Genomic DNA, 21276 nt, shown 5'->3' on the forward strand with positions numbered 1-21276 from the left:
ATTACGTTATGCGTAACTGGATTACGATAAAAACAACTTCCTTACTGAGGATGATCCATGACCCTCGATTATCAATCGGGCTTTGGCAACGAATTCGCCAGCGAAGCCTTGCCAGGCGCGCTGCCGGTCGGCCAGAACTCTCCGCAAAAAGCTCCCTACGGGCTGTACACCGAGCTGTTCTCCGGTACCGCCTTCACCATGGTACGCAGCGAAGCCCGGCGCACCTGGCTGTACCGCATCCAGCCGTCGGCCAATCATCCGGCGTTCGTCAAGCTGGAGCGGCAACTGGCCGGTGGCCCGTTGGGCGAGGTCACGCCCAACCGCCTGCGCTGGAACCCGCTGGATATCCCGGCTGAACCTACCGACTTTATCGATGGGCTGGTGGCCATGGTGGCCAACGCCGGCGCCGAAAAGCCTTCAGGCATCAGCATCTATCATTACCGCGCCAACCGCTCCATGGAGCGCGTGTTCTTCAACGCCGACGGCGAGCTGCTGATCGTTCCCGAGCAGGGCCGCCTGCGCATCGCCACCGAACTGGGTGTGCTGGAGGTCGAGCCGCTGGAAATCGTCGTGCTGCCACGGGGCTTGAAATTTCGCATCGAACTGCTGGATGCCCAGGCCCGTGGCTACGTTGCGGAAAACCACGGCGCGCCGCTGCGCCTGCCGGACCTGGGGCCGATTGGCAGCAATGGCCTGGCCAACCCCCGGGATTTCCTGACCCCGGTCGCCCACTACGAAAACCTTTCGCAACCCACGCCTCTGGTGCAGAAGTTCCTCGGCGAGCTGTGGGGCTGCACCCTGGACCATTCGCCGTTGAACGTGGTGGCCTGGCACGGCAATAACGTGCCGTACAAATACGACCTGCGCCGCTTCAACACCCTCGGTACGGTGAGTTTCGATCACCCGGACCCGTCGATCTTTACCGTGTTGACCTCGCCCACCAGCGTCCACGGCCTGGCCAACCTCGACTTCGTGATCTTCCCGCCGCGCTGGATGGTGGCCGAGAACACCTTCCGGCCGCCGTGGTTCCACCGCAACCTGATGAACGAATACATGGGGCTGATCCACGGCGCCTACGATGCCAAGGCCGAAGGTTTCCTGCCGGGCGGTGCGTCGCTGCACAGTTGCATGAGTGCCCATGGCCCGGATGGCGAGACCTGTACCAAGGCCATCGCCGCGGACCTGGCGCCGCACAAGATCGATAACACCATGGCTTTCATGTTCGAGACCAGCCAGGTGCTGCGCCCGACCCGGTTCGCCCTGGACTGCCCGCAACTGCAAACCACCTACGACGCTTGCTGGGCCACGTTGCCGGCAACCTTCAACCCGAATCGGAGATAAACCATGACTCAGTCCACTCTCACCCGTAGTTGGGTGGCCTCGGCCAACGGTCACACGGATTTCCCCCTGCAGAACCTGCCCCTGGGCATCTTCAGCCTCAATGGTTCGGCAGCGCGCAGTGGCGTGGCGATTGGCGAGCATATTTTTGATCTGCAGGCCGCCCGTGACCTGTTTGACGGTGACGCGCGCCGCGCCATCGATGCCATGGCAGACGGCCAACTGAATGCTTTCTTTGAACTGGGCCGTGGCCCGCGGGTTGCCTTGCGCGAACGCCTGCTGGCACTGCTGGCCGAGGGCAGCAGCCAGCAAGCCAGGCTGCAAGCCCTGGGTGCCCAGGTGTTGCCGCTGGCCGCAGATTGCCAGATGCACCTGCCCGCGAAAATCAACGATTACACCGACTTCTACGTCGGCATTGAGCACGCGCAGAACGTTGGCAAACTGTTCCGCCCGGACAACCCCTTGCTGCCCAACTACAAGTACGTGCCGATTGGTTATCACGGCCGTGCGTCGACGATCCGTACCTCCGGCACCGAGGTGCGCCGGCCCAAGGGCCAGACCCTGCCAGCCGGCCAGACCGAACCGACCTTCGGCCCCTGCGCCCGCCTGGACTACGAATTGGAGCTGGGTATCTGGATCGGCCAGGGCAATGCCATGGGCGACTCGATTGCCATTGGCGATGCCGCCGAGCATATCGCCGGCTTCTGCCTGCTCAACGACTGGTCGGCGCGGGATATCCAGGCCTGGGAATACCAGCCGCTAGGGCCATTCCTGTCGAAAAGCTTTATCACCAGCATCTCGCCCTGGGTGGTCACGGCCGAAGCGCTGGAACCGTTCCGCAAGGCCCAGCCTGCGCGTCCGGCCGGTGATCCACAACCGCTGCCGTATCTGTTGGACACCCACGACCAGGCGGCTGGCGGCTTTGATATCGAACTGCAAGTGCTGCTGACCACCGCCGCGATGCGCGAGCAGAACCTGCCGGCCCATCGCCTGACCCTGAGCAACACCCGGCACATGTACTGGACCGTGGCGCAAATGGTCGCGCACCACAGCGTCAACGGCTGCCAGTTGCAGGCCGGCGACCTGTTTGGTTCGGGCACCTTGTCGGGCCCTGAAGCCGGCCAGTTCGGCAGCTTGCTGGAAATCACCGAAGGTGGGAAAAAACCGATCGAACTGGCCAGCGGCGAGGTGCGCAAATTCCTTGAAGACGGCGACGAAATCATCCTGCGCGCTCGCTGCACGCGGGACGGTTTTGCTTCCATCGGCTTTGGCGAATGCCGTGGCACCGTGGTTGCGGCGCGCTGAGAGGGCAGGGGCATGGAACTCTATACCTACTATCGCTCCACCGCGTCTTACCGGGTGCGTATCGCCCTGGCACTCAAGGGCCTGGACTTCACCGCGCTGCCGGTCAACCTGCTGGTGCCCAAGGGGGGCGCCAACCGCCAGCCCGAGTACCTGGCGATCAACCCCCAGGGCCGGGTACCGGCCTTGCGCACCGATGAGGGCCAATTGTTGATTCAGTCGTCGGCGATCATCGAGTACCTGGACGAACGTTATCCACAGGTGCCGATGCTCGCCAAGGATCTGGCAACCCGCGCCCACGAGCGGGCGGTGGCTTCGATCATTAGCTGTGACATTCATCCGCTGCACAACTCCAGCACCCAGAATCTGTTGCGCCAGTGGGGGCATGACGAGGCGCAATTGCTGGAGTGGATCGGGCACTGGATCAGCCAGGGCCTGGGCGCCGTGGAGCAATTGATCGGCGAGCAGGGTTACTGCTTTGGCGACCAGCCAGGGCTGGCGGATGCGTTTCTGATTCCACAGTTGTACGCGGCAGAGCGCTTCAAGGTGGCGCTGGATGGCTACCCACGAATCCTGCGGGTCGCCGCGCTGGCAGCAGAACACCCCGCATTCATCCAGGCCCACCCCGCAAACCAACCCGACACCCCCTGACCCCTGCACGAGCCGGCTTGCCGACGATGACGTTGTACCTGATACACCGCCATCGCCGGCAAGCCGGCTCCTGCACGCGGATACCCCATAAAAACAAAACAGGTACCTTGCGATGCACAATCAGATTGCCAGCTTTCGCGCGGCACTCGACGCCCGTCCGGTGTCGCGCTACCAGTGGTTGATTCTCCTGTTATTGGCGTTGCTGCTGGTGACTGATGGCTACGACGCCCAGGTGCTGGGCTACGTGGTCCCGGCGCTGGCCCAGGACTGGGGGCTGGAAAAGGCCGCCTTCGGCCCGGTGTTCAGCGCCAACCTGCTGGGGCTGACCCTCGGCTCCCTGGCCGTGACGCCCCTGGCTGACCGCTTCGGTGTACGCCGCATTTTGCTCGCTTGCGTCTTGATCTACGCCAGCCTCACGGTGCTGATGGTATTTGCCAACTCCCTGAACACGCTGATGGCCGCGCGGTTTATCTGTGGCATTGGCATGGGCGGCGCGATGCCCAGCGCCATGGCCTTGATGTCGGAGTACTCGCCGCCGCGCATGCGCACCTTGATGGTGACGTTGGCGGCCTGTGGCTTTTCGTTCGGAGGGGCTGCCGGCGGCTTTGTGGCGGCAGGCTTTATCGACAGCTTCGGCTGGCAGGCGGTGTTCCTCGCCGGTGGCGTGACGCCGTTGCTGTTGTTTCCATTCCTGGTATGGCTGTTGCCTGAATCCCTGCCGCGTTTGTTGCGTGATGCACCGCCCTATGCGCGCCTGCAAAAAGTCACGGCGCGCATGCTGCCCGGTTGGCAGGCACCGGCGGCCAGCGAAGAACAGAATCGCCAGGAGCAGGACAGCAAACTGACCGTGGTGGAGTTGTTTCGCAATGGTTATGCTCGGCCGACGCTGCTGATCTGGTCGACCTTTTTTGTCAGCCTGATCCTGCTGTATTTCATGATCAGTTGGTTGCCGTCACTGCTGCTGGAAAGTGGCATGGCCTTGAATAAAGCCAACCTGGTGACGTCGATGTTTCTGTTTGCCGGCACCGTGGGCGCAATTGGCATGGCCTGGTTTGCCGACCGCCTGAAAAGCAAAGTGCGCCTGCTTTCCGTTGTGTTGGCGGCGGCGGCGGTGTGCACCATTCTGCTGGGGCTCAACCATGACAACCCGCGTTACCTGGTGGCGTTTGTGTTTGCAGCGGGCTTTTGCATCATCGGCGGCCAGTTGACCCTCAATGCCTTTGCCAGCAACTTCTACCCGGCCCATGTGCGGGCCACGGGCACGGGCTGGGCACTGGGTGTCGGGCGGTTTGGTTCGATCCTCGGGCCGCTGTTTGGCAGCATGCTGCTGGCGATGCACGTGCCGGTGCAGCAGATTTTCTTTTTTTGCGCGATCCCGGCAGTGATCGCCGCGTTGCTGATCATTCAGGTGCGCACGCCGCAAGCCAAGCCTCCCCTAAAGGTCTGAGGCCCGTCACATGCAGGGGCCGGCTTGCCGGCTCCTCCTAGTGCACCACCGCGCCAGGTGGCAGGTGGCCCAGGCGTTCAGTCAGTCTCAGCCGCTGCACCGGGTCCTCGCTGAGCAGCAGCGCATGCTCCAGATCAAAACGCTCGGCATTCGGGCAATCCAGGTGCTTATACAGGCTGGCCCGCGCCAGATAGTCGGCGGCATTGGCGTCGCCCAGCTCCAGCACTCGTTCGGCGTCGATCAGCGCCGCCAGGTGATTGTCATTGGCCAGGTGCAGTTGCCGCAGGTTGCGCGACAGCCGTTGCAGGATCAGCCGCGGCTCAGCGCTACGCAGGTGTTCGGCTTGCAGCTTGAGAGTGGGGCCGTACTGGCGTTGCAGCAATTCGCGGCAGTCGTTGGGGTACAGTCGCCGCCCGCCACAAGGGTCGAGCAAATGGTCGGCGCCATTTACCCGTAGCAGAAAGTGCCCCGGAAAGTTCACCCCGACCATGGGGATCTCCAGGCGTCGTGCCAACTCCAGGGCAATCAGGCCCAGGGCCAGGGGCTGCCCGCGCTGGCGTTGCAAGACCTTGTCCAGCAGTGCGGCGGCAGGGCGCAGCGGGGTGAAGTCGTCCTGGGCGAACCCCAGCTCATTCATCATCCGCAGCAATGGCTGGCCCAGCTCATCGGCGGGTAGCAAAGGCATGCGGAGGCTGACCTGCTGTTGCAGCACAGCAACGTCAGCCAGGATCGCCCGTGGGGCCACCGCAGGGTCGTGCTCGGCAGCGATCCATAACGCCGCTTCAAACAGCGCCGGTGGCGAACGGTGCAGGCAGTCGAAAAAGGCTTGGCGGGGATTCATTGCATTCTCCGTCGGATGTCTCGTTTTAGCCTTGCAGAGAACTTTCGTCCAGCTTCTTGAGAATCAGCCTACTTGTTTATGTCACAAAGCCTGAAATTGCGGCCGGCTTATTCCCGCGTGCTCCGGCAATCTTTTACCGGCGGCCTATACTTGGCGACTACAAGAAGTGATTCGGGAGCTTGACGATGTTTGCTCTCATGCACAGCACCCGCCTTGAATCCCTGCACCTGAGCGTTGACCCGGTGACCGGGCTGAAGGCGGTCATTGCCATTCACAGCAGTCGCCTGGGGCCGGCGCTGGGCGGCTGTCGCTACCTGGCTTACCCCGACGACGAAAGCGCCGTGGCCGATGCTGCACGCCTGGCCCAAGGCATGAGCTACAAAGCCGCGCTGGCCGGTTTGCCGGTGGGCGGCGGCAATGCGGTGATCATCCGCCCCGCCCATGTGGAAAGCCGCGCCGCATTGTTCGAAGCCTTCGGCCGGTGTATCGAGCAACTCGATGGCCGCTACATCACCGCTATCGACAGCGGCACCTCTGTGGCCGACATGGACTGCATCGCCCAGCACACCCGCTTTGTCACCAGTACCACCGCCGCCGGCGACCCATCACCCCATGCGGCCATGGGCGTATTCGCCGGGATTCGCACCGCCGCCATGGCCCGCCTGGGCAGCGACAACCTGGAAGGTCTGCGTGTGGCGATCCAGGGCCTGGGCAATGTCGGCTACGCCCTGGCTGAACAACTGCACGCCGCTGGCGCCGAACTGCTGGTGAGCGATATCGACCCTGGCAAAGTGCAACTGGCCATGGAACAGCTGGGGGCTCACCCGATTGCCAACGACGCCTTGCTCAGCACCCCGTGCGACATTCTCGCGCCCTGCGGGCTGGGCGCTGTATTCAATCGCCAGAGCGTCGCCCAACTACGCTGCGCCGCCGTGGCCGGCTCTGCCAGTGCGCAACTGACTCACCTGCAAGTGGCCGACCAGTTGGAGGCGCGTGGCATCCTCTACGCGCCGGACTACGTGATCAACTCCGGCGGCCTGATCTACGTCGCCCTCAAGCACGGTGGCGCGGACCTGGCGACCATCACCGCGCACCTGTCCAACATCGGCACGCGCCTGACCGAAATCTTCGGCCACGCCCAAGCCGAAAAACGCTCTCCCGCCCGAGTGGCCGATGAACTGGCCGAGCGGTTGCTGTACGCCTAGCACTGATTAAAAAGGCCCTGAATCGATGATTCAGGGCCTGTTCAATTCGGGCTTTATTCCGCCGCCGGGTTCAGCAACTCGGACAACGCATCCGGTTGGCTCTTGAACGCCTTGGCAAACACATCGCGATTCTTCGCCATGTAGATCCCGGCTTCCTCCACCTGCTGCTCGCTCAGGGACGGCACGGCTTTTTGCAACACTTCTGCGAGCAACTCAGCGAGTTCAAGCATCTTGTCATGACGGTCAGCTTCGGCTTTATCCATGAACAAACGCTCCAGATCTCGGCTGCTGCGGTATACCACTTCGACGGCCATTCACCACCTCACATGCCTTCACGATAGTTGTCTATTGCGATTACTGTATTTATATACAGTTAAAAGGATAAGCCAATCCAGGGGGTTTGGGTAGCAGCTTTTTAATGTAGTCGGGAAATGGGGTTTGTCAGGTGTCCGGGTGCCGCAGTCGTAAGCTGCGAAGGCAAGATAAGTGCCTCATGTCATTCCACCATCATCTCATTCAGCAATCTGTGGCCTTCTTTCTGCATGCAGAGAAATCGTCATGCCAAACGGGCATCATCCACCCGGGCCGAAGCATGGCGTAGGCAATGGCATACAGTTGGCTATTTTTTAAACAGTGGTGGTGAGTAATGACAGAAATGAAGTGGGCCGACAAAGTGCGCAAAAGCTTGCATGCGAGTGCAGATTCCCTGGGCAACCTGGCGGTGGAGGCGTTTCACTACCTGGCGCTTTTTGGTATCGGTGCTATCACCGCCTATGCGGCAATAATGACCTTTATCGACATGTTGCAAAAAGGCGGCATCAGCGTTGATGACATCCTGCTGCTGTTTATCTACCTGGAGCTGGGCGCCATGGTGGGGATCTATTTCAAGACCAACCACATGCCCATCCGCTTCCTGCTCTACGTGGCGATCACGGCATTGACCCGCCTGCTGATTGGCGACGTATCCCACCACAACGCCCCGGACCTGGGGATCATCTACCTGTGTGGCGGGATTCTGTTGTTGGCATTCGCCATCCTGGTGGTGCGTTTTGCCTCGTCGCGCTACCCATCGGTCAAGGACAAGTCCGAGTCCTGAGTCAGAACCCGGCCGTGATCGGCGGCCGGTTGCTCGGCCGGCGCTGCAACAGCTTGTGGCTGTCGCCGTCGGTCATCACCGCCAAAATCTCCATGGCGCTGTGCCCCTGTTCAATGGCAATGCCCAATTGCACGCTTTGCACCAGGCGTTTGAGCCGTTGCGGGTCGTTGCGTTGTTCGGCGCTGATCATGCGTTTGGCAACCACGCCGCTGTCGTCGGAGAGGGTCAGCATGATGCTGCCGTCCAGGCGCTGGATGCTCAGGTTGACCCGGTATTGGGGGGTGAACGTGTCGGTGATCAGTTGAAAAGGATTGTCCATGGTGCGTTACCGCCTGATAAGAACATGCACTGATTGACGACCGGTATCGGGATTGGTTCGTGTTGCCTGACCACCGGTCACAAGCTCCGTTTTCCTTCCAAGGGGTGTACAGCAAAGGCCGTGCCGTACAAGAATCTTTCAGACAACGAACTGCCCCTGTGGGAGCGGGCTTGCCCGCGATTGCGGTGGATCAGCCAACCATTCAGTGACTGACATACCGCCATCGCGGGCAAGCCCGCTCCTACAGGGTGATCTGTTTCAGGGCACCAGCGAAAAAATGACCGCAGACAGCGCAATCAACCCCACCAACACCACAAACACATTCGACACCTGGCCCGAATACTGGCGCAGCGATGGCACGCGGCGAATCGCATACATTGGCATCAGGAACAGCAGGCACGCGATGATCGGCCCACCGAGGGTCTCGATCATGCCCAGGATGCTTGGGTTGAACGTGGCGACAGCCCAGCAGCTGAGGATCATGAACACGGCGGTGCAACGCTCCAGCCAGCGCGCCGACAGGGTGCGGTTGCGCCCGCGCAGGGATTTGACGATCAGGCCCTGGAAGCCTTCGCTGGCGCCGATGTAGTGGCCGAGGAAGGACTTGGTGATGGCCACCAGCGCGATCAGCGGCGCCGCGTAGGCGATGACCGGGGTCTGGAAGTGGTTGGCCAGGTAGGACAGGATCGAGATGTTCTGTGCCTTGGCGGCAGCGAGGTCGGCGGGTGACAGGGCCAGGACGCAGCTGAAGCAGAAGAACATCACCGTCAGTACCATCATGCCGTGAGCCATGGCCAGGATGCCGCTGCTCTTGCGTTCGGCTTGGGCACCGTACACGCGTTTCTGGTCAACGGCGAAGGCCGAGATGATCGGCGAATGGTTAAACGAAAACACCATCACCGGAATCGCCAGCCACAGGGTATTGAAGAAGGTCGGCAGGGGCATGCCTTCGCTTGCGGAGGCGAAGAACGCGCCGTTCCAGTTGGGGATCAGGCTCAGCGCCAGTAACAGCAAGGCGGCGACAAATGGATAGACCAGCACGCTCATGGCCTTGACGATCACGCCCTGGCCGCAGCGCACAATGGCCATCAGGCCGAGGATCAGCACCAGGGACAGGATCGCCCGTGGCGGCGGGGCCATTTGCAGTTGGTGTTCCATAAAGCTGCCGAGGGTGTTGGTCAGCGCGACGCTGTACACCAGCAGGATCGGGAAGATGGCGAAGAAGTACAGCAAGGTAATCAATTTGCCGGCGCCGACGCCGAAATGTTCTTCCACCACGTCAGTGATGTCGCCGGATTTGCCCGACAGCACAAAGCGCGTCAACCCACGGTGGGCGAAGAAGGTCATGGGGAAGGCCAGCAGCGCCAGCACGATCAGCGGCCAGAAGCCGCCGACCCCGGCGTTGATCGGCAGGAACAGGGTGCCAGCACCGATGGCGGTGCCGTAGAGGCCCAGCATCCAGGTGGTGTCGTGTTTGCTCCAGCCCGTTGTCACGGTGTGTTCTACAACAGGATTTCCGGCAGCAGGTGTACGTACATCGGTCATCGTTATTGCCTCGTTATTATTTTTGCGCGGGCTCACGTAGGGGGCGGGTAGTCGTGCTCCTCAGCACTCCACCCAACTGACCGCCAGGCCGCCCCGTGAAGTTTCTTTGTATTTGTCATGCATATCGGCGCCGGTATCGCGCATGGTGCGGATCACCCGGTCGAGGGAGATGAAGTGCTTGCCGTCGCCGCGCAGGGCCATTTGTGTGGCGTTGATGGCTTTGACGGCGGCGATGGCGTTGCGCTCGATACAGGGCACCTGAACCAGGCCGCCCACCGGGTCGCAGGTCAGGCCAAGGTTGTGCTCCAGGCCGATTTCGGCGGCGTTTTCCAGTTGCTCCGGGGTGGCGCCGAGAATATCGGCCAGGCCAGCGGCGGCCATGGCGCAGGCTGAACCGACTTCGCCCTGGCAGCCGACTTCGGCGCCGGAGATCGAGGCGTTTTTCTTGCACAGGATGCCGACGGCGGCGGCGGCCAGGAAGAAATTCACCACGTCGTCATCGCACGCGTCGGCGTTGAATTTCATGTAGTAGTGCAGCACTGCCGGGATGATCCCGGCCGCGCCATTGGTCGGCGCAGTGACCATGCGCCCACCGGCGGCGTTTTCTTCGTTGACGGCGAGGGCAAACAGGTTGACCCACTCCATGGCCGAGAGGGTCGAGGTGATCACATTCGGTTTGCCGATTTCCAGCAGGCTGCGGTGCAGTTTTGCCGCGCGGCGTGGCACATCCAGGCCACCGGGCAAGATGCCTTCATCGCGTAGGCCTTGTTCGACGCACTCGCGCATGACCGACCAGATGTGCAGCAGGCCGCTACGGATTTCTTCGTCGCTACGCCAGGCGCGTTCGTTGGCCATCATCAGTTCGCTAACCCGCAGGCCATGCTTGTTGCACAGGGCCAGCAGTTCGACGGCGCTGGAAAAGTCGTAGGGCAGTTCTACGTCGCTGGTGGGAGCAATACCCGATTCGGCTTCCGCTGCCTCGATAATGAAACCGCCGCCTACCGAGTAGTAGGTCTGCTCGCTCAACAGGCCGTTTTCCCCGTAGGCATGCAGGGACATGGCATTGGGGTGGTAGGGCAGGCTTTCCTCCAGCAGCAGGAGATCGTGCTGCCAGTTGAAGGCAATTTCTTGGGTGCCGCCAAGCAACAACCGGCCGGACTCATGCAACTGCTGGATACGCGGCCCGATCGAGGTCGGGTCAACCCGATCTGGCCATTGGCCCATCAACCCCATCACGCAGGCACGGTCGGTGGCATGGCCTACGCCGGTGGCGGAGAGGGAACCGTACAGGCGCACTTCCACGCGCCGGGTTTGCTCCAGCAATTGTTGGTCGGTGAGGGACTGGGCGAAGGTTGCCGCCGCCCGCATGGGGCCTACGGTATGGGAGCTGGACGGGCCGATGCCCACCTTGAATAGATCAAAAACGCTGATAGCCATGCTAAAGCCTTACAAGCTATGGAGTAGAAATCGCTGCCATGTTTTGTAGGACAAGCGGAAGTGGCGCGATACTGAGCCTCTGGATCGGCACTGACCAACGAATTATCCTAAGACACCCTTTAGCAGGACTAAACCCTATGGCCCGCCCGCTTCATGCCCAGACCTATGTCTGGTTGCACGTATTCGCCTGCGCTGCACGGCATTTATCCTTTACCCGCTGCGCTGAAGAACTGCACATCACGCCGGGGGCGGTCAGCCAGCAGATTCGTCAATTGGAAGAGCGCTTGGGCTTTCGCCTGTTTCATCGCCGGGCGCGCGGCGTGGAGTTGAGTGCAGAGGGGCAGCGGCTGGCGATCACGGTGAGTGAGGCTTACGGCAGCATCGATGCCGAGTTGCAACGCCTGGATGCGGGGATGATCAGCGGCACCTTGCGCCTGCGCTCCATTCCGTCCTTTCTTGGCAAGTGGCTGACGCCGCGCCTGCCGCGTTTGCAGCAGCGTTTCCCGGATATCCAACTGCGCCTGGTGGCTGAAGACAGCAGCATTGCCCTGCACGAAGGTGACTTCGACCTGGCCATCGACCTCAACGACGGCAGCTATCCGGGTTTGTTATCCACAGCCCTGCTCGATGAGCAGATCTTCCCGGTGTGCGCGCCGAGCCTGTTGCGCGGACGGCCGCCGCTGCATGGCCCGGCCGACCTGGTGCATTTCCCGCTGTTGCACGACATCACCGCCTGGCGTGGGAGTTATGAATACGCTGAGTGGGAGTTTTATCTGAATGCTATCGGCTATCACCAGGCTGACGTGCGGCGCGGGCATACCTTCAACCGCAACCACCTGACCATTGAGGCGGCCATTGCCGGCATGGGCGTAGCGATTGCCCGACGTACCCTGCTCAATGATGAATTGGAACGTGGCACCCTGATCGTGCCGTTTGGCCTCGCGGTGCCAAATCACAAGCGTTATGTGCTGCTCTACGCACCAGGCGCGCTGAACCACCCCGGCGTGCGTGCGGTGCATGACTGGCTGGTGGAAGAGGCGGGGATTTTTCGCGGATTGCACCCCTTGGGAGAGGGGCAATTGTGAGGATTTACTGAGGTAGGAGGGTGTACCCAACTCCCGACGATAACAGCGCTTCGGGAGGTTGTCAGACTTAATTTGTAATGTAGGATTTATCTTTGCAAAGGGGTTGAATTGTTCCGTCAGGTGCTCAATTGTGTAATCAAGAGGTCATGGTTTCACCGCATCGGTGTTGCAGTTGTGACCTCTGGCGAGCTAGCTGAAATAAGGGAAACACTATGCAAATCCAAGTCAACAGCGACAACCATATTGAAAGCAGCATCCGACTGGAGGAGTGGGTACGTACTACCATTGAGAGCACGCTCGAACGTTATGAAGAAGACCTGACCCGTGTTGAGGTCTACCTGCGCGATGAAAACGGCGACAAGCCGGGGCCCCACGATTTGAGTTGCCGCCTGGAAGCGCGGCCAAAGGGTCATCAACCTATTTCTGTCATTCATAAAGCCGATACCCTGGAGCAAGCGATCGACGGGGCGGCCACCAAGCTGGATAACGCGCTGGAGCATCTGTTCGGCAGACTGCAAGGCAAGCCGCGTGCAGAGAAGCGCACGCCAAACAACCAAGTCGACGATGCCGGGCTTGAAGAGGAATTCCTGGAAAACGAACAGGCTGCGCTTAACAGCTGATGGCTGAGCGTTTTTCAACCCCATACAAAGCGGGCCTGCAGATGCAGGCCCGTTTTTGTTTGTGCTTACTGTGCACTTAAATGTAGGAGCCGGTCGTTAGAACGCAACTGAGGTCTGCACATACACCGTCCGTGGCTCGCCCACGTATTTGCCCTTGTTGTTATCGTCAAACGAGCGGGTGTAGTACTGGGTGTTGAAGATGTTTTTCACCCCTACCGCCACGTTCAAATCCGACAACTGCGGGCCGAAGTCGTACGCCGCGCGGCTGCTGAACAACATATAGCCGGGGATGCGCCCGGTGCTGCCATCGGCACTTTCGGCTCGGGTGTTGGCGTTGTCGGCGAACTGGCTGCTCTGGTAGGTGCTGTCCAGGTTCAACTTCCATTGACCTTCGGTGTAGCCCACGCCCAGGGTGCCTTTGTGCTTGGACGAGAAGGGCACGCGGTTGCCTTTGTTCGGGCCGTCTTCACGGATGGTTGCATCGACATAGGCGTAGCTGGCGTACACATCAAAGCCGGCCAGTGCCGGGCTCAAGCCGTCGAGGGCATAGTTGAGGCTGGACTCGATGCCCTGGTGCCGGGTTTCGCCACGGGCGATCACCGAGTCGTTGGTCTGGTTGCTTTCATACTGGTTGTCAAAGTTGATCAGGAACGCGCCGATCTCTGCACGCAGCGCACCATTGTCGTAGCGGGTGCCGACTTCCCAGGTGCGGGCCTTTTCCGGCTTGACCGCGCCACTGCTCACGCGGTTTGGCATCTGGCTGTACTGCACGCTGCCGAAGGAGCCTTCGGTGTTGGCGTAGAGGTTCCAGTCGTCAGTCAGGTGATAGAGCACGTTCAACGCAGGCAAGGCGGTGTTGTAGTCGCCCTTGTATTTGACGTCGGTCAGGTTGTTGGTCTGCTGGGACTTGATCATTTCGTAGCGGATACCGGGGGTCACGGTCCACTTGCCGATATCGATCCGGTCATCGACGAAGAACGCATTGGCTTCGGTGCCGCCGCGGGTGTCGCGGTCGTTGCGGCTGTCGGTGTTGGGCAGTTGCTGGTTGGCACTGATCGGCGTGCGGTAGCGCAACTCGTGCCCGGCTTCGTTGATGTAGCGATAGCCTACGCCCACTTCGTGGCTGGTCGGGCCAAGGTCGAAGCCTTGGGCCAGGCGCGTTTCCAGGCCGCGTACCCAATACTCGCGCGGCGACAGCGAAAGGAAGCTGCCCTGATCCAGATAGCCGCTGCGCAAGGTCTTGGTGAAGAAGCTGTTGACAGTGAATTCCCGGCGATCTTCCTGGTAGCGATAGCCCACGTTGAACATCGTACGGCGACCCCAGAATTTGTCGTAGGGGCGAGTGGATTGATATGGGTCGGCCTTGTAGGCCGCAGTGCTCAAGCCGCCAGGCATATCGGCCTGACCTTCGTAGTACTGGGCCATGGCATTGAAGCTGTTGGCTTCGTCCAGTTGGTAGTGGCCCTTGAGGATCAGGTCGTCGATTTGTGTGTCGCTGTGTTCGCGCCAGTCACCGCCGCGGGTGCCGGAATACAGGATCGCACCACCCAGGCCGTTGTCGGCGGTGCCGCCTGCCAGCAGGTTGCCGGTAGTCTTGAAACCATCATGGCTGGAGGACGGGCTGGTCTCGGTCTGCAGGCCCCCCTTGACGGTCGGTGCATCGGGAATCGCCCGGGTCACGAAGTTGACCACGCCGCCGACGTTTTGCGGCCCGTAACGCACCGCGCCACCGCCGCGTACCACGTCCACTGCATCCATGTTGCCCATGCTGACCGGCGCGAATGACAGCTGCGGTTGGCCGTAGGGTGCGAACGGTACCGGAATGCCGTCCATCAATACTGTCGAGCGTGAGGCCAGGCGCGGGTTGAGCCCGCGAATGCCGAAGTTCAACGCCATGTCGTGGCTGCCGGTGCCGTTGTTTTGCGGCGCATTGACCCCGGGAATGCGGTTGAGCACGTCCCGGGCCTGGGTCGCACCCTGGCGCTCGAATTCTTCGCGACGAATCACATCCCGGGCGCCGGGGTGCTCGAAGACATTGGTCTGCGCGGCATCGCCCAGCCAGTCGCCCACCACGTTGGAGGTGCTTAGCTCCAGGGTGGCCGGGGTGTTGAGGGGTTGTAGGCTGTAGGCATTGTTACCTTCGGCGCGGGCTTGCAGGCCTGTGCCCTTGAGCAGTGCGTTCAAGCCTTGCTCGGTGGTGTAGTTGCCCGTCAGGCCCTGGCTTTGCGCGCCGGCGGTCACTTCGGAGCCAAAGGAAATCAGCACACCGGCCTCGCGACCAAACTGATTCAGTGCCGCTTCCAAAGACGACGGGGCGATGTGATACGGCTTGGCCTCGGCCGCCACCGCGTAGGGCAGTGCGCTGAAACTGAGGCTGGCGCCCAGCAGCAAGTGGCGCAGCGTGCGGGCAAGTGGCGTCAGGCGAGTCGGTTGCTGGGGCATGAAGAACGTTCCTCAGAGGTGGGAAACTGGGTGGCTTTCCCTCTCTGTCACGCGAAGTACGGAAAACGGCTCACAGGTGCCTGAAAATAATTCAGGCGCGGGCCTGGACGCTGACCCAATAGCGGGTAAAACGCCGCACTTTGACCGGCAGGCTGATTTGCAGCAGGTCGAGGATGCGTTCGCTGTCGTCCAGCGGGTAGCTGCCGGAGATCAGCAGGTTGGCCACCTGCGGATCGCACTGCAATTGGCCGTGACGATATCGGCTCAGTTCGTCGAGGAAATCGGCCAGGCGCATGTGCGATGCCACTAGCATGCCGTCGGCCCAAGCCCCGGTGTTGGCATCGGTGAGGCGTGGTGTATCCCAGCCTTTGCGGGTGAGGTTGGCCAGGCGGGATTTTTCCAGGGTCAGGGGCAGGCCGCTGTAGGACCTGGGGGCAATCTCCACCTGGCCATCGAGCACCGCAACCTGGGTGTGATCGCTGAACTGGCGCACATTCACCTGCGCTGCCTGGGTGGTGACGATGCCTTGGGCGGTAATGATCTGCAACGCAGTGCTGGCGCGCAGCAATATCTCGCCTTCGAGCAGGTGGATCAGCCGCTGTGGGCCATCGAATTGCACATCCACGGCACTGGCCGTATTGAGTTGCAATTGGCTGCCATCGGCCAATTGCACCTTGCGCCGCTGGCCAAGGGGGCTGCGGTAGTCGGCGGTCAATGGCGGGATCAAGTGTTGCTGGCGTAAACCCCAGGTCGCTGCCGAGCCGGCGCCGAGTATCAACAGCAGCTTCAGCGCCTGGCGCCGGCTGCTGGATTTGGGTGCGTTCAACGCAGCATGGGCCAGGGGCGAGGGCATCCCGCGCAGGCGCTGGTTGACCCGCTGTATATGCTCCCACGCCCGTTGATGTTCGCTGTGGGCATCCAGCCAGTGCTGCCAGTTGGCCTGCTGGCGCGGGTTGAGCGGGCCTTGCTGCATTTGCATCAGCCACTGCACCGCCTGTTCGGCGACTTGTGTGGAGAAGGTCGTGGCCGCGTTCATAGGGCGAAGTAACAGCGCATGGCCGCCTTATTCAAATGACGTTTGACGGTGGCGATGGAAATGCCCAGTTCGCCAGCGATTTGCGCGTAGGTCAGGCCATCGAGCTGGGCCAGCAGGAAGGCGCGTTTGACCAGTATCGGCAAACCGTCGAGTAACTGGTCCAGCTCCATCAGGGCTTGCAGAACAATGGCCCGCTCTTCTTCCGACGGGGCAGCGAGTTCGGGCATTTGCGCCAGGGCATCGAGGTAGGCGCGCTCCAGGTCCTGGCGGCGGTAGTGGTTGAACAGTACGCGCTTGGCGATGGTCGTGAGGAAGGCGCGCGGCTCGATCAGCGTCGGTGTTTCGCGTGCGGTCAGCACCCGGATAAACGTGTCCTGGGCCAGGTCGGCGGCGCTTTGCGGGCAGCCGAGCTTGCGTCGCAACCAGCCGGTGAGCCAGTGGTGATGGTCGTGATACAGGACTTCGACGGTATTGGACGGCCGCAACGCGAACACTCCGGCAGCATTTGCATGCGTTAGATAACGAGAATTGTTCGCATTATAGAGAGCTGGATGGCATTCAGCAATCAGCATAAGAGACCGATGGACGATCTGTAGGCGCCGGCTTGCCGGCGATGCCGGCACCTCGGTGTATCTGGCGTACCGTGGTGATGTGGAGGCTCGCGTCATTCGTTCTCTTTTGCTTATGAGAATGTTTATCATTAGACTTGCGCCCCTGATAAACCAGGCGCTACTGGCATGAAAAGCAAAGCATCACGTCCTCTTTCCTATCGCCTCGGTGTGACGTCGCGGCTGCTGGCGGCTGTCGTCGGCGGGTATGTGCTGGCGTCCCTGGCCAGCGTGTGCCTGACCTTCTGGCTGCCAATCTCCCGCGCTGACGCGGTGGTCAGCGGCATGCTCAGTTCCTTTGTGTTCTACCTGCTGGCGGTGATCTGGTGCTTTGCCTGCCGCAGCGCGGCCCGCGCCTGGTTTGGCGTGCTGGTGCCCTGTGTGATGCTGGCCACCCTGGCGGGCCTGGCCTATTGGATGGCACGGCCATGAAAGAAGGTTTCCGCCAGGCCATGGCCTGGTTGCACACCTGGGCCGGGTTGATTTTCGGCTGGTTGCTGTTTGCGATTTTTCTTACCGGCACCCTGTCTTACTTCAAGGGCGAAATCACCCACTGGATGCAGCCGGAAGTGCCCGCGCATGCGGTGGACGATGGGCGCAGCGTCGCCGTGGCGCAACGCTATCTGGAGCAGCACGCGCCTGCGGCGGCGCGTTGGTTTATCGGCCTGCCCAACAGCCGCGACCCCGGTTTGTCGGTGATGTGGCAAGACAAGGTCGACCCAGGCCGGCGGGGTGACTTCATCGAGAAAATGCTCGACCCGGTCTCCGGTGAACCGCTCCAGGCCCGGGAAACCATGGGCGGCGAGTTCTTCTACCGGTTCCACTTCCAATTGCAGATGCCCCACCCCTGGGGTCGCTGGCTGTCGACCACCGCGGCGATGGTGATGTTGGTCGCGCTGATCACCGGGATCATCACCCACAAGAAAATCTTCAAGGACTTCTTCACCTTCCGCCCGCGCAAGGGCCAGCGCTCCTGGCTCGATGGGCACAACGCGGTCGGCGTGCTGGTATTGCCGTTCCACCTGATGATCACCTACAGCAGCCTGGTGATCTTCATGACCATGGTCATGCCTGCCAGCATCCTCGCGTCCTATGACGGCGACACCCGTGCGTTCTTCAATGAATTGTTCCCGGCCACCAACAACGCGCCGGCCCTCGGCCAGCCCGGCAAACTGCTGCCTTTGGCGCCGCTGGTGGAACAGGCGCGGGCGCAGTGGGACGGTGGGCATGTGGGGCGGCTGGCGGTGAACAACCCGGGCGATGTGAATGCCTCGGTCAATGTCTCCCGCGCCGGCTCTGACCGGGTGGTGCATGATTTCGGCAGCACCGTGTCCTTTAATGGCAGCACCGGCGAGCTGCTGCGGGTCAGTGCCGAACAGTCGCTGCCGATGGCCATTGGTGGCAGCTTCTACGGCCTGCACATGGGCCATTTTGCCGGCCCGGTGTTGCGCTGGTTGTACTTTATCTGCGGCCTGGCGGGCACGGCGATGATTGGCACCGGCCTGGTGATCTGGCTGGGCAAGCGTCAGCTCAAGCACGCCAAAGCGTCGGTGATGCCGTTTGAATTGCGCCTGGTGGAAGTGCTGAACCTTGCCAGCATGTCCGGGCTGGTCATCGCCATCGCGGTGTTTTTCTGGGCCAACCGCTTGCTGCCTGTGACCTTCGCCGAGCGTTCGGATTGGGAAGTGCAAAGCTTCTTTATCGCCTGGGGCCTGACCGTGCTCCATGCCATGCTGCGCCGTGGCCGGCGTGCCTGGGTAGAGCAACTGGGGCTGGGGGCCGCGCTGTTTATGGCGGTGCCGCTGCTCAATGCGTTGACCACTTCCGAGCACCTGGGCGTGTCGCTGGTCAAGGGCGATTGGGCCATGGCCGGCTTTGACCTGACGTGCCTGGGCAGCGGCCTGTTCCTGGCCTGGGCCGCCTGGAAAATGCGGCACCGCAGCGTCCCTCAACCCCGCGCCGAGCGTGCCCGCCCATTGACCCTCAAAGGCGAGGTGCACTGATGTTGCTGGCCTTGTTGCTGTGCTACGCAGGCTTTGTTGCACTGTGCCTGTCCCTGGACCGTCACCATGGCGAGTTGCTGCACAGCAAGCCTTCGCCACGACGGCGCCTGGGGTTGCGCCTGGGTGGATGGTTGCTGCTGGGGCTGTCGATTTGGCCGGCGGTACACATGGCGGGCTGGAGCCGGGGCCTGGTGGACTGGTGCGCCGTGCTGATGCTCAGTGGGCTGTTGTTGGTGTTGCTGTTGCCGTATCGGCCAAGGCTGGCCTTGATCCTCGCGGGCGCCGGCCTGCTGGCCAGCCCCGTTGCGGCCTTCGCGACCCTCTGAGCGCCTTTGATGATCACCACGCCACCCGAATCCCAGGATCACCCCCACGCAGAATCGTCGGGCGGGCGCGCACATTTCCTGCAGGTATTTTTGTCCCAGCGCTCACAGATGGAGGCGTTGGTCAGCCGCCGTGTAGGTTGCCGGGCGACGGCGGCGGACCTGGTGCAGGACTTGTTCCTGCGCTTCTGGCGCCGGCCCCTGGTACAGGTCGAAGAACTCAGCACCTACCTGCTGCGCTGCGCTGGCAATATTGCCATCGACCACCTGCGCAGCGAAGGTGCGCGGGTGCGCGGCAATGAAGGCTGGTTGCCGGAACAGCAGGATCATCACGGCTCCGAGCCCCAGGCCGCGCTGGAAGCGGGCAACGATCTGCGCCATGTGGAGGCGGCGCTGCGCAGTTTGCCGGAACGGACGCGGCAGATCTTTTTGCTCAACCGCATCCACGGGCGCAAATACGCAGAGATCGCCAAGGCCATGGGCCTGTCCCAAAGTGCCGTGGAAAAACATATGATGCGCGCCCTCCAAGCCTGCAAAGCCAGCCTGCGGGAAGCCCATCCACCACGCTCGCCAGGGAAAGCACCGTGAACATCACGCCGACGCCCGCCCAGGAGCAGGCCGCCCTGGCCTGGCTCAGCCTGCTGCACGATGCGCCCAGCGGTGGCGACCAGGCCGCCTTCAGCCACTGGTTGCGCGCCGACCCGGCCCACGTCGAGGCGTATGCCCAGGCCCAGGTGTTGTGGGAATTGAGCGAAGTGCCGGCAAGCATCCTGGCCACCGAAGACGCCTTGGCCTTGCAGCGTTACCTCAAGGCCATGGACGGCGCGAAACGTTCCCGCGTGCGCCGCTGGTCGGTGGCACTGGCGATGGCGGCGTGCCTGGTGTTGATGGTGTCGATCGGCGCGGGTTGGCAGCCACAACGCTGGTTCGACGACCTGGGCGCGGATTACGTCAGCGCGCCGGGTGAAGTCAAAACCGTGACCCTGGCCGATCAAAGCCAAATCACCCTGGATGCCGACAGCGCAATTGCCGTGGATTTTCGCCATGGCGAGCGCCACATCCAACTGCGCCGTGGCGCCGGTTTTTTCAGCGTGACCCACACGGGCCAAGCCTTTGTGGTGCACGCCGGCAGCGGTGAGGTGCGGGTGCTGGGTACGCAGTTTGAAGTGCGCCTGCAACCGACGGGCGCCCAAGTGACGGTGTTGTCGGGGCGGGTGGGGGTCAGGCCTTCGGCCCAGGGAGCTCAGCAGATTCTGACGGCTGGACAGCAAGTGGACTACGCCGAAGGTGTGGCTGATGAGCGGCATGCCGTGGACAGTGAGGCACGCCTGGGGTGGCGCGACGGTTGGCTCAACTACTACAAGGCCCCACTGGCAGATGTGGTCAAGGACCTTGGTCGTTACTACCCAGGCCGCATCCTGCTGCTCAATGACGAACTCGGCGCCCGCCGGGTCAGCGGCAGCTTCCCGAGCAAGGACCCCGAGGCGGTGCTCAAGGCACTGCAAGCGGTGCTGGGTTTTGAACAGCACAGTGTGCTGGGCCGGTTGATCATCGTCCGCTAAAAACTATCCACACCCTGTAGGCGCCGGCAAGACCAGCGTAGGTCTTTAGGGCCTCATCGCTGGCAAGCCAGCGTCTACAGGGAATGGTTGGGTGAGGGAGAGTTGATAACTGTTCTTATTTGCATTTATGATATGTTATTACATTCATGCAAAGGAGCCTCACCCATGAAAGTCCTGTCCTCACTCAAAGAAGCCAAGAACCGTCACCGCGACTGCCAGATCGTCAAGCGGCGCGGGCGGATCTATGTGATCTGTAAATCCAACCCACGCTTCAAGGCCCGGCAGGGCGGGGCGAAGAATAAGAACAAGGGCTGAGAGTGAAATTATTTTCAATTTCACCTGAGGTAAAACTCCACGCCATCCGTGTAGTGCTTGAAACTGCGATCAATTCGCATTAACAGCTTTTTCTACACGGG

Annotated in this window: 22 protein-coding genes; 14 read left to right on the plus strand and 8 right to left on the minus strand. The window is 61.6% G+C overall.

Going from position 1 to position 21276, the window contains the following annotated elements; genetic code table 11:
- Nucleotides 1–57: 57 nt before the first annotated feature.
- The 4 genes from hmgA (at nucleotide 58) to HZ99_RS22580 (ending at nucleotide 4738) form a co-directional block, all read left to right on the plus strand.
- A complete protein-coding gene (hmgA, locus tag HZ99_RS22565) occupies nucleotides 58–1341 on the plus strand; it encodes a homogentisate 1,2-dioxygenase (RefSeq protein WP_038446173.1) in 1284 nt (427 codons plus the stop codon).
- Nucleotides 1342–1344: 3 nt separating this feature from the next.
- Nucleotides 1345–2643 (plus strand): fumarylacetoacetase, encoded by a 1299-nt coding sequence (fahA, locus tag HZ99_RS22570; RefSeq protein ID WP_038446174.1) that lies wholly within the window; start codon nucleotides 1345–1347, stop codon nucleotides 2641–2643.
- A gap of 12 nt (nucleotides 2644–2655) precedes the next feature.
- On the plus strand, nucleotides 2656–3291 hold the full coding sequence (gene maiA, locus HZ99_RS22575) for a maleylacetoacetate isomerase (RefSeq protein ID WP_038446175.1): 636 nt from the start codon (nucleotides 2656–2658) through the stop codon (nucleotides 3289–3291).
- 112 nt (nucleotides 3292–3403) lie between these two features.
- Nucleotides 3404–4738: an MFS transporter gene (locus tag HZ99_RS22580; RefSeq protein WP_038446176.1), complete on the plus strand. Its 1335-nt coding sequence runs from the start codon at nucleotides 3404–3406 to the stop codon at nucleotides 4736–4738.
- Between the two features lie 37 nt (nucleotides 4739–4775).
- Here the strand turns inward: HZ99_RS22580 and HZ99_RS22585 are convergent, their stop codons facing one another.
- Nucleotides 4776–5579, minus strand: coding sequence for a SirB1 family protein (locus HZ99_RS22585; protein WP_038446177.1), 804 nt, complete (start codon nucleotides 5577–5579; stop codon nucleotides 4776–4778).
- A 185-nt stretch (nucleotides 5580–5764) separates the two neighbouring features.
- Here HZ99_RS22585 and HZ99_RS22590 point away from each other — a divergent pair, with 185 nt between their 5' ends.
- Nucleotides 5765–6784, plus strand: a complete 1020-nt coding sequence (locus HZ99_RS22590; RefSeq protein WP_038446180.1) for a Leu/Phe/Val dehydrogenase — start codon at nucleotides 5765–5767, stop codon at nucleotides 6782–6784.
- Nucleotides 6785–6837: 53 nt separating this feature from the next.
- Here HZ99_RS22590 and HZ99_RS22595 read toward each other — a convergent pair whose 3' ends face one another.
- Nucleotides 6838–7098, minus strand: a complete 261-nt coding sequence (locus HZ99_RS22595) for a YebG family protein (protein ID WP_003188807.1) — start codon at nucleotides 7096–7098, stop codon at nucleotides 6838–6840.
- A gap of 332 nt (nucleotides 7099–7430) precedes the next feature.
- Here HZ99_RS22595 and HZ99_RS22600 point away from each other — a divergent pair, with 332 nt between their 5' ends.
- Nucleotides 7431–7880 carry a phosphate-starvation-inducible protein PsiE gene (locus tag HZ99_RS22600; RefSeq protein ID WP_038446185.1) on the plus strand — a complete coding sequence of 150 codons (450 nt, stop codon included), beginning with the start codon at nucleotides 7431–7433 and terminating at the stop codon, nucleotides 7878–7880.
- 1 nt (nucleotide 7881) lies between these two features.
- Here HZ99_RS22600 and HZ99_RS22605 read toward each other — a convergent pair whose 3' ends face one another.
- The 3 genes from HZ99_RS22605 to HZ99_RS22615 form a co-directional block, all read right to left on the minus strand.
- Nucleotides 7882–8199 (minus strand): DUF3509 domain-containing protein, encoded by a 318-nt coding sequence (locus HZ99_RS22605; protein ID WP_038446189.1) that lies wholly within the window; start codon nucleotides 8197–8199, stop codon nucleotides 7882–7884.
- 258 nt (nucleotides 8200–8457) lie between these two features.
- Nucleotides 8458–9744: a serine/threonine transporter gene (locus HZ99_RS22610; protein ID WP_038446191.1), complete on the minus strand. Its 1287-nt coding sequence runs from the start codon at nucleotides 9742–9744 to the stop codon at nucleotides 8458–8460.
- Between the two features lie 60 nt (nucleotides 9745–9804).
- Nucleotides 9805–11181, minus strand: coding sequence for an L-serine ammonia-lyase (locus tag HZ99_RS22615; RefSeq protein WP_038446193.1), 1377 nt, complete (start codon nucleotides 11179–11181; stop codon nucleotides 9805–9807).
- Nucleotides 11182–11318: 137 nt separating this feature from the next.
- Between HZ99_RS22615 and HZ99_RS22620 the strand changes: the two genes are divergently transcribed.
- Nucleotides 11319–12266 carry a LysR substrate-binding domain-containing protein gene (locus HZ99_RS22620; protein ID WP_038446194.1) on the plus strand — a complete coding sequence of 316 codons (948 nt, stop codon included), beginning with the start codon at nucleotides 11319–11321 and terminating at the stop codon, nucleotides 12264–12266.
- Between the two features lie 212 nt (nucleotides 12267–12478).
- A complete protein-coding gene (locus HZ99_RS22625; RefSeq protein ID WP_038446196.1) occupies nucleotides 12479–12886 on the plus strand; it encodes an HPF/RaiA family ribosome-associated protein in 408 nt (135 codons plus the stop codon).
- Between the two features lie 96 nt (nucleotides 12887–12982).
- Here HZ99_RS22625 and fecA read toward each other — a convergent pair whose 3' ends face one another.
- From fecA to HZ99_RS22640, 3 genes are all read right to left on the minus strand, one after another.
- A complete protein-coding gene (gene fecA / locus HZ99_RS22630; RefSeq protein ID WP_038446197.1) occupies nucleotides 12983–15328 on the minus strand; it encodes a TonB-dependent Fe(3+) dicitrate receptor FecA in 2346 nt (781 codons plus the stop codon).
- A 91-nt stretch (nucleotides 15329–15419) separates the two neighbouring features.
- Entirely contained in the window at nucleotides 15420–16364 is a 945-nt protein-coding gene (locus tag HZ99_RS22635) for a FecR domain-containing protein (protein WP_038446200.1), read from the minus strand.
- Nucleotides 16361–16849 carry a sigma-70 family RNA polymerase sigma factor gene (locus HZ99_RS22640; protein WP_038448164.1) on the minus strand — a complete coding sequence of 163 codons (489 nt, stop codon included), beginning with the start codon at nucleotides 16847–16849 and terminating at the stop codon, nucleotides 16361–16363. The genes HZ99_RS22635 and HZ99_RS22640 overlap by 4 nt, the downstream gene beginning before the upstream one ends.
- A gap of 252 nt (nucleotides 16850–17101) precedes the next feature.
- Here HZ99_RS22640 and HZ99_RS22645 point away from each other — a divergent pair, with 252 nt between their 5' ends.
- The 6 genes from HZ99_RS22645 (at nucleotide 17102) to ykgO (ending at nucleotide 21175) form a co-directional block, all read left to right on the plus strand.
- Nucleotides 17102–17404, plus strand: a complete 303-nt coding sequence (locus tag HZ99_RS22645; protein ID WP_038446202.1) for a DUF3649 domain-containing protein — start codon at nucleotides 17102–17104, stop codon at nucleotides 17402–17404.
- Entirely contained in the window at nucleotides 17401–18975 is a 1575-nt protein-coding gene (locus HZ99_RS22650; RefSeq protein WP_038446205.1) for a PepSY-associated TM helix domain-containing protein, read from the plus strand. The genes HZ99_RS22645 and HZ99_RS22650 overlap by 4 nt, the downstream gene beginning before the upstream one ends.
- Complete coding sequence (locus tag HZ99_RS22655) at nucleotides 18975–19301, plus strand: DUF3325 domain-containing protein (protein ID WP_038446206.1); 327 nt, start codon at nucleotides 18975–18977, stop codon at nucleotides 19299–19301. The genes HZ99_RS22650 and HZ99_RS22655 overlap by 1 nt, the downstream gene beginning before the upstream one ends.
- A 6-nt stretch (nucleotides 19302–19307) precedes the next feature.
- A complete protein-coding gene (locus HZ99_RS22660) occupies nucleotides 19308–19886 on the plus strand; it encodes an RNA polymerase sigma factor (RefSeq protein ID WP_038446208.1) in 579 nt (192 codons plus the stop codon).
- Nucleotides 19883–20860 carry a FecR family protein gene (locus tag HZ99_RS22665; RefSeq protein WP_038446210.1) on the plus strand — a complete coding sequence of 326 codons (978 nt, stop codon included), beginning with the start codon at nucleotides 19883–19885 and terminating at the stop codon, nucleotides 20858–20860. Before HZ99_RS22660 ends, HZ99_RS22665 begins: the two co-directional genes overlap by 4 nt.
- Nucleotides 20861–21025: 165 nt before the next feature.
- The gene (ykgO, locus tag HZ99_RS22670; protein WP_020297337.1) at nucleotides 21026–21175 is read left to right on the plus strand and encodes a type B 50S ribosomal protein L36; all 150 of its coding nucleotides are present in this window, start codon (nucleotides 21026–21028) and stop codon (nucleotides 21173–21175) included.
- Nucleotides 21176–21276 lie beyond the last annotated feature (101 nt).

The organism is Pseudomonas fluorescens, from assembly GCF_000730425.1.
In the GTDB taxonomy this organism is placed as follows: domain Bacteria; phylum Pseudomonadota; class Gammaproteobacteria; order Pseudomonadales; family Pseudomonadaceae; genus Aquipseudomonas; species Aquipseudomonas fluorescens_X.

What these genes read in the sequence shown, in the direction of transcription:
- hmgA (WP_038446173.1), top strand. Translation starts at nt 58, where the DNA reads ATGACCCTCGATTATCAATCGGGCTTTGGCAACGAATTCGCCAGCGAA.
- fahA (WP_038446174.1), top strand. Translation starts at nt 1,345, where the DNA reads ATGACTCAGTCCACTCTCACCCGTAGTTGGGTGGCCTCGGCCAACGGT.
- maiA (WP_038446175.1), top strand. Translation starts at nt 2,656, where the DNA reads ATGGAACTCTATACCTACTATCGCTCCACCGCGTCTTACCGGGTGCGT.
- HZ99_RS22580 (WP_038446176.1), top strand. Translation starts at nt 3,404, where the DNA reads ATGCACAATCAGATTGCCAGCTTTCGCGCGGCACTCGACGCCCGTCCG.
- HZ99_RS22585 (WP_038446177.1), bottom strand. Translation starts at nt 5,579, where the DNA reads ATGAATCCCCGCCAAGCCTTTTTCGACTGCCTGCACCGTTCGCCACCG.
- HZ99_RS22590 (WP_038446180.1), top strand. Translation starts at nt 5,765, where the DNA reads ATGTTTGCTCTCATGCACAGCACCCGCCTTGAATCCCTGCACCTGAGC.
- HZ99_RS22595 (WP_003188807.1), bottom strand. Translation starts at nt 7,098, where the DNA reads ATGGCCGTCGAAGTGGTATACCGCAGCAGCCGAGATCTGGAGCGTTTG.
- HZ99_RS22600 (WP_038446185.1), top strand. Translation starts at nt 7,431, where the DNA reads ATGACAGAAATGAAGTGGGCCGACAAAGTGCGCAAAAGCTTGCATGCG.
- HZ99_RS22605 (WP_038446189.1), bottom strand. Translation starts at nt 8,199, where the DNA reads ATGGACAATCCTTTTCAACTGATCACCGACACGTTCACCCCCCAATAC.
- HZ99_RS22610 (WP_038446191.1), bottom strand. Translation starts at nt 9,744, where the DNA reads ATGACCGATGTACGTACACCTGCTGCCGGAAATCCTGTTGTAGAACAC.
- HZ99_RS22615 (WP_038446193.1), bottom strand. Translation starts at nt 11,181, where the DNA reads ATGGCTATCAGCGTTTTTGATCTATTCAAGGTGGGCATCGGCCCGTCC.
- HZ99_RS22620 (WP_038446194.1), top strand. Translation starts at nt 11,319, where the DNA reads ATGGCCCGCCCGCTTCATGCCCAGACCTATGTCTGGTTGCACGTATTC.
- HZ99_RS22625 (WP_038446196.1), top strand. Translation starts at nt 12,479, where the DNA reads ATGCAAATCCAAGTCAACAGCGACAACCATATTGAAAGCAGCATCCGA.
- fecA (WP_038446197.1), bottom strand. Translation starts at nt 15,328, where the DNA reads ATGCCCCAGCAACCGACTCGCCTGACGCCACTTGCCCGCACGCTGCGC.
- HZ99_RS22635 (WP_038446200.1), bottom strand. Translation starts at nt 16,364, where the DNA reads ATGAACGCGGCCACGACCTTCTCCACACAAGTCGCCGAACAGGCGGTG.
- HZ99_RS22645 (WP_038446202.1), top strand. Translation starts at nt 17,102, where the DNA reads ATGAAAAGCAAAGCATCACGTCCTCTTTCCTATCGCCTCGGTGTGACG.
- HZ99_RS22650 (WP_038446205.1), top strand. Translation starts at nt 17,401, where the DNA reads ATGAAAGAAGGTTTCCGCCAGGCCATGGCCTGGTTGCACACCTGGGCC.
- HZ99_RS22655 (WP_038446206.1), top strand. Translation starts at nt 18,975, where the DNA reads ATGTTGCTGGCCTTGTTGCTGTGCTACGCAGGCTTTGTTGCACTGTGC.
- ykgO (WP_020297337.1), top strand. Translation starts at nt 21,026, where the DNA reads ATGAAAGTCCTGTCCTCACTCAAAGAAGCCAAGAACCGTCACCGCGAC.